The organism is Streptomyces sp. NPDC058375, assembly GCF_042723425.1.
GTDB lineage: Bacteria > Actinomycetota > Actinomycetes > Streptomycetales > Streptomycetaceae > Streptomyces > Streptomyces durocortorensis.
Genome location: NZ_JBHXJG010000383.1, coordinates 1 through 4700, shown reverse-complemented (window position 1 = coordinate 4700; position 4700 = coordinate 1). Strand labels below are relative to the sequence as shown.

The 4700-nt window shown below is 70.1% G+C and carries 4 protein-coding genes and 1 pseudogene; all 5 read left to right on the top strand.

Annotated features, from left to right (window positions below; genetic code table 11):
- Window positions 1–63: 63 nt before the first annotated feature.
- Window positions 64–1122: a FecCD family ABC transporter permease gene (locus ACFWM7_RS33735; protein WP_383268172.1), complete on the top strand. Its 1059-nt coding sequence runs from the start codon at window positions 64–66 to the stop codon at window positions 1120–1122.
- Window positions 1123–1139: 17 nt separating this feature from the next.
- Window positions 1140–2273, top strand: a complete 1134-nt coding sequence (locus tag ACFWM7_RS33730) for a FecCD family ABC transporter permease (RefSeq protein ID WP_383268169.1) — start codon at window positions 1140–1142, stop codon at window positions 2271–2273.
- Between the two features lie 58 nt (window positions 2274–2331).
- Complete coding sequence (locus ACFWM7_RS33725; RefSeq protein WP_383268166.1) at window positions 2332–3174, top strand: ABC transporter ATP-binding protein; 843 nt, start codon at window positions 2332–2334, stop codon at window positions 3172–3174.
- 174 nt (window positions 3175–3348) lie between these two features.
- The gene (locus ACFWM7_RS33720; protein WP_383268163.1) at window positions 3349–4401 is read left to right on the top strand and encodes an iron-siderophore ABC transporter substrate-binding protein; all 1053 of its coding nucleotides are present in this window, start codon (window positions 3349–3351) and stop codon (window positions 4399–4401) included.
- Window positions 4402–4447: 46 nt separating this feature from the next.
- Window positions 4448–4700: pseudogene (locus ACFWM7_RS33715) on the top strand (ABC transporter ATP-binding protein); the annotation flags it as partial.

Sequence of the window (4700 nt, the reverse complement as noted above, 5' to 3'; positions counted from 1 at the left end):
GCCCGTGACCTGCCGGGCGGGCCGAGCTCGACCGATCCGATCAAAGGGATATCGTTCGTCGTCATGTTCACCACCGCAGTGGAGCGCCCCGTGCCGGCGGCGACGACGGACCCCCGCAGACGCAGGGTCGTGGGGCTGGTCGTCCTCACGGTGACTCTGGTGATCGCGGCGACGGTGTCCCTGGCCGTCGGGGCGCGCGCGTTGACCCCCGGCGAGGTCTGGCACGGGCTGTTCGCGGAGCCCGAGCCCGACCAGAAGCTCACCGAGATCCGGCTCATCGTCCAGACCGTACGCGTGCCCCGGACGGTCCTCGCGCTCGTGGCGGGTCTGGCCCTGGGGGTCGGCGGGGCGCTGATCCAGGGGTACACCCGTAACCCCATCGCCGACACCGGACTGCTGGGGGTGAACGCCGGGGCCTCCTTCGCCGTGGTGTCGGTCATCGCCGTGTTCGGGTTCACCGACCCGTTCCAGTACGTCTGGTTCGCCTTCGTCGGCGCGGGTCTCGCCGGGGTCGTCGTCTTCGGCTTGGCCAGCATCGGCAGGGGCGCGGGCAACCCGCTGACCCTCGCCCTGGCCGGGCAGGGCGTCACCGTGTTCCTCGCGGCGATGACGACGGCGGTGGCGCTCTCCGACAAGGAGTCGCTGAACGCCCTGCGGTTCTGGAACGCGGGCTCCGTCGCCGGGGTTCGCTTCGACGTCATCTGGCCGGTCACGGGGTTCATCGCCGTCGGCCTGGTCCTGGCCCTGATCACGCTGCCCGCCCTCAACCTCCTCAACCTGGGCGACGACGTGGCGCGGGGACTGGGCGTGAACATCGCGGCGAGCCGGACCATCGGCATCGTCGCCATCACGCTGCTGGCGGGCGCCGCCACCGCGGCCTGCGGCCCCATTGCCTTCCTCGGCCTCATGGTGGCCCACGTGGCCCGCTATCTGACCGGCCCCGACTACCGCTGGCTGGTGCCGTACGCGGGTCTTCTCGGGGCCGGTGTCCTGCTGGTCTGCGACATCGTGGGCCGGGTGGTCGTACGGCCCGGCGAGCTGGAATCGGGTGTCGTGGTCGCCCTCCTCGGGGCCCCTTTCTTCGCGGTCCTGGTGTGGCGAGGGAAGTTCAAGAGCGCATGAGAAAAGTTCGGGAGCGCATGAACGGGACCGAAGTGACCGGTGTGGCCGGCGGGACCAGCGGAACTGGCGGTACCGGTGGGACTGGTGGGACCAGTGGGACCGAAGTGAAAGCGTCACTGCCGCCTGGCGTGCGGCTCGGTCAGGTGTCGTTCGTCTGGCGGCCCTGGCTCGTCCTGGTCACGCTCGTGCTGGCGGCGGCGTCCTTCCTGGTCTTCTGCCTCTCCATCAGCGTCGGGGACTTCCCCATCGGCCTCTCCCGGGTGATCGCCACCATCCTCGGCCAGGGCGAACAGGTCGACGAGTTCGTGGTCATGGACCTCCGGATGCCCCGGGCCCTGGCCGGGCTCATCGTGGGGATCGCCCTGGGCGTCTCCGGGGCGATCACCCAGTCCGTGGCGCGCAACCCGCTCGCCAGCCCGGACATCCTGGGGATCACCGCCGGCGCCGGGGCCGTGGCGGTGTTCCTGGTGACGGCGACGGGCGGGACCGCCGCGGCGATCGCCGGTTCGGTCGGGCTGTCCGCCGCAGCCCTCCTGGGCGGCCTCGGCACGGGCCTGCTGGTCTACTTCCTCGCCTGGCGGCGCGGCGTCGACGGCTTCCGGCTCATCCTCATCGGCATCTCGGTGACCGCCATGATGCAGGCGATCACGACCTGGCTGCTGGTCTCGGCCGACATCCGGGACGTGGCCCGCGCCCAAGCGTGGCTGGTCGGCTCGCTGGACAACCGCTCCTGGGACGAGGTCGGGGTGGCGTTCTGGTGCACCCTCGTCCTGCTGGTCGTCCTGGCCGCCGTGGCCTTTCCGTTCAAACCGATGCACCTCGGCGACGACGTCGCCGCCGGGCTGGGCGTGCGCTTCGGCCGGGTGCGGGCCGTCCTGCTGCTCTGCGCGGTCCTGCTGGCGGCGGTGGGGGTGAGCGCGGCGGGGCCGGTCCCGTTCGTCGCGCTGGTGGCCCCTCAGGTGGCGATGCGGCTGGCGCGCTGGGCCACACCGCCGTTGATCGCCTCCGGCCTGGTGGGCGCACTCCTGCTGATCGGCTCCGACCTGATCGCCCGCGCGGCGCTGCCGATCGGTCTGCCGGTGGGCGTGGTCACCGCCGTGATCGGCGGCCCGTTCCTCGTCTACCTCTTGGTACGGGCGAACCTCCGGTAGATGGTAGAAGTAAGGCTGACCTCAGTAGAAGTAAGGCTGACCTCGACAAGGGGGGCTCGTGGCCGCTCAGTTCACCGTCCGGACCGATGTCGGCGTCAAGGACGCCCCGCGGCTGGCAGCCAGGGGCATCACCGTCGGGTACGGCGACCGGACGGTCCTCGACCAGCTCGACGTGGCCATCCCGTCCGGGGTGATCACGACGATCATCGGTCCCAACGGCTGTGGCAAGTCCACCCTGTTGCGCACGCTGACCCGGCTGCTCAAACCGGCCGGCGGCACCGTCGTGCTGGACGGCGAGGACATCGGCACGCTCCGGACCAAGGACGTGGCGAAGAAGCTCGGGCTGCTGCCGCAGGCGCCGGTCGCCCCGGAAGGGCTGACCGTCGCCGACCTGGTCGCCCGCGGACGCCACCCGCACCAGAGCTGGCTGCGCCAGTGGTCCTCGGACGACGCCGACGTGGTGCGGCGCGCCCTGGCCATGACCGGAGTGGCGGACCTCGCCGACCGGCCCGTCGACTCGCTCTCCGGCGGTCAACGCCAGCGCGTGTGGATATCGATGACCCTCGCTCAGGGCACCGACCTGCTGCTGCTGGACGAGCCGACCACCTACCTGGACCTGGCCCACGCCATCGACGTACTCGACCTGGTCGACGATCTGCACGAGTCGGGCTGCACCGTCGTGATGGTGCTGCACGATCTCAACCTGGCCACCCGCTACAGCGACAACCTCGTCGTCATGCGTGCGGGCGCCGTTCTCGCGCAGGGGCACCCCCGGGATGTCATCACCGCAGAGCTGCTGCACGAGGCGTTCGGGCTGCGGGCCAAGGTGATCGACGACCCGGTGGGCGACCGGCCGCTGATCGTTCCGATCGGCCGGGCTCATGTGCGGATCGAACCGTAGTCCGATGCCGAACGGCGGTGATCCTGAGGGAGTCTGACGAACCGCCGGCTCCAACTCGTCCTGACCAGTGGAAAGTTATTCAGTTAGGCTAGGCTGGCCTCACTTGCTCGGGGTACAGTCTGGCTGCCCTCATACCGGGGCGCAGTGGACAGCGCGAAAGCAAGGGATTGACGGATGCTTCTCGATCGAACGACGCCCCTCAAGCCGTGGCAGAGACTGGCCGCGGCGGTGTCCGCTGCCACCCTCGGCGTCGGTCTCCTCGCCGGATGCGGCGACGACTCGGCGGACGAGACGAAGAACGACGACGCCCCGGCCGCGGCCGAAGGCGCGTTCCCGGTCACCGTGGAGCACGCGTTCGGATCCACCGAGGTCAAGCAGGCCCCGAAGCGGGTCGTCACCGTCGGCTACACCGACGACCAGGCCGTCCTGGCGTTCGGCATCAAGCCGGTCGGCATGGTCGACCAGTACCCGAACCCGGCCGGCCAGACGCCCGACATCAACACCCAGTGGCCCTGGGTGAAGGACCAGTGGGGCGACACCCGCCCCGAGGTCGTCATGAAGAACGGCGACGCCGGTCCCAACTTCGAGAAGATCGCCTCGCTGCGCCCCGACCTGATCATCGCGGTCTACTCCGAGGTCGACAAGGCGGCCTACGAGAAGCTCTCCAAGATCGCCCCGACCGTCGGCCGCACCAAGGGCGAGAAGGAACTCTTCAGCGCCCCGTGGCAGGACAACGCGACGCACATCGCCAAGGCGCTCGGCAAGGAGAAGGAGGGCGCCGAACTGGTCGAGGGCATCCAGACCCAGCTGTACGCCGCCAAGAAGGCCAACCCCGACTTCGGCGGGCAGAAGGCCGTGGCCCTGTCCTGGTACAAGGACTCGATCTCGGCGTTCACCTCCACCGACGTACGCGGCCGCCTCGTCACGGGCACCGGATTCACCTACCAGACCGAGATCGACAAGATCGCCGACGGCGGCTTCTCCGCGGAGCTCTCGCCCGAGCGCATCGACCTGATCGACGTCGACCGCATCTTCGTCGTCAACGACAAGGCCGACACGGAGGCGCTCAAGAAGTTCGAGCTGTTCGCCAACCTCCCGGCCGTCAAGAACGGCAAGGTCTCCTACCTGCTGGACAGCGAAGGCCCCGCGGTCGGCGCCGCGATGTCCCAGGGCACCCTGCTCTCCCTCCCGTACGCGATCGACGAGCTCGTCGAGTCGGCCAAGTAACGATGCCGACCCGACGGCCCGTCCCCCGGCGAGAATCGGTCTCCGTGTGACTGTCACCGACACCCCCGTCACCTCGACGACCCTGCGCACGGCGACCGGGGGAGAGGCCGCCCGCTGGGTGGCCGAGCACTGCCGGCGGGCCCCGTGGCTGACGGCCTCCACCGTCCTCACCACGGTGGCCGGGGCCGCGCTCCAAGTGCTCCCGGTCCTGCTGCTCGGCCGGGTCGTCGACGGAGTCGTCGGGGGCGAGTCACGCTCCATACTCCTCACCGTCGGCGTCCTGATGGTGGCCGCCGCCC

Excerpts from the sequence above, each read along its gene's own strand:
- ACFWM7_RS33735 (WP_383268172.1), top strand. The coding sequence starts at position 64 with ATGTTCACCACCGCAGTGGAGCGCCCCGTGCCGGCGGCGACGACGGAC.
- ACFWM7_RS33730 (WP_383268169.1), top strand. The coding sequence starts at position 1,140 with ATGAACGGGACCGAAGTGACCGGTGTGGCCGGCGGGACCAGCGGAACT.
- ACFWM7_RS33720 (WP_383268163.1), top strand. The coding sequence starts at position 3,349 with ATGCTTCTCGATCGAACGACGCCCCTCAAGCCGTGGCAGAGACTGGCC.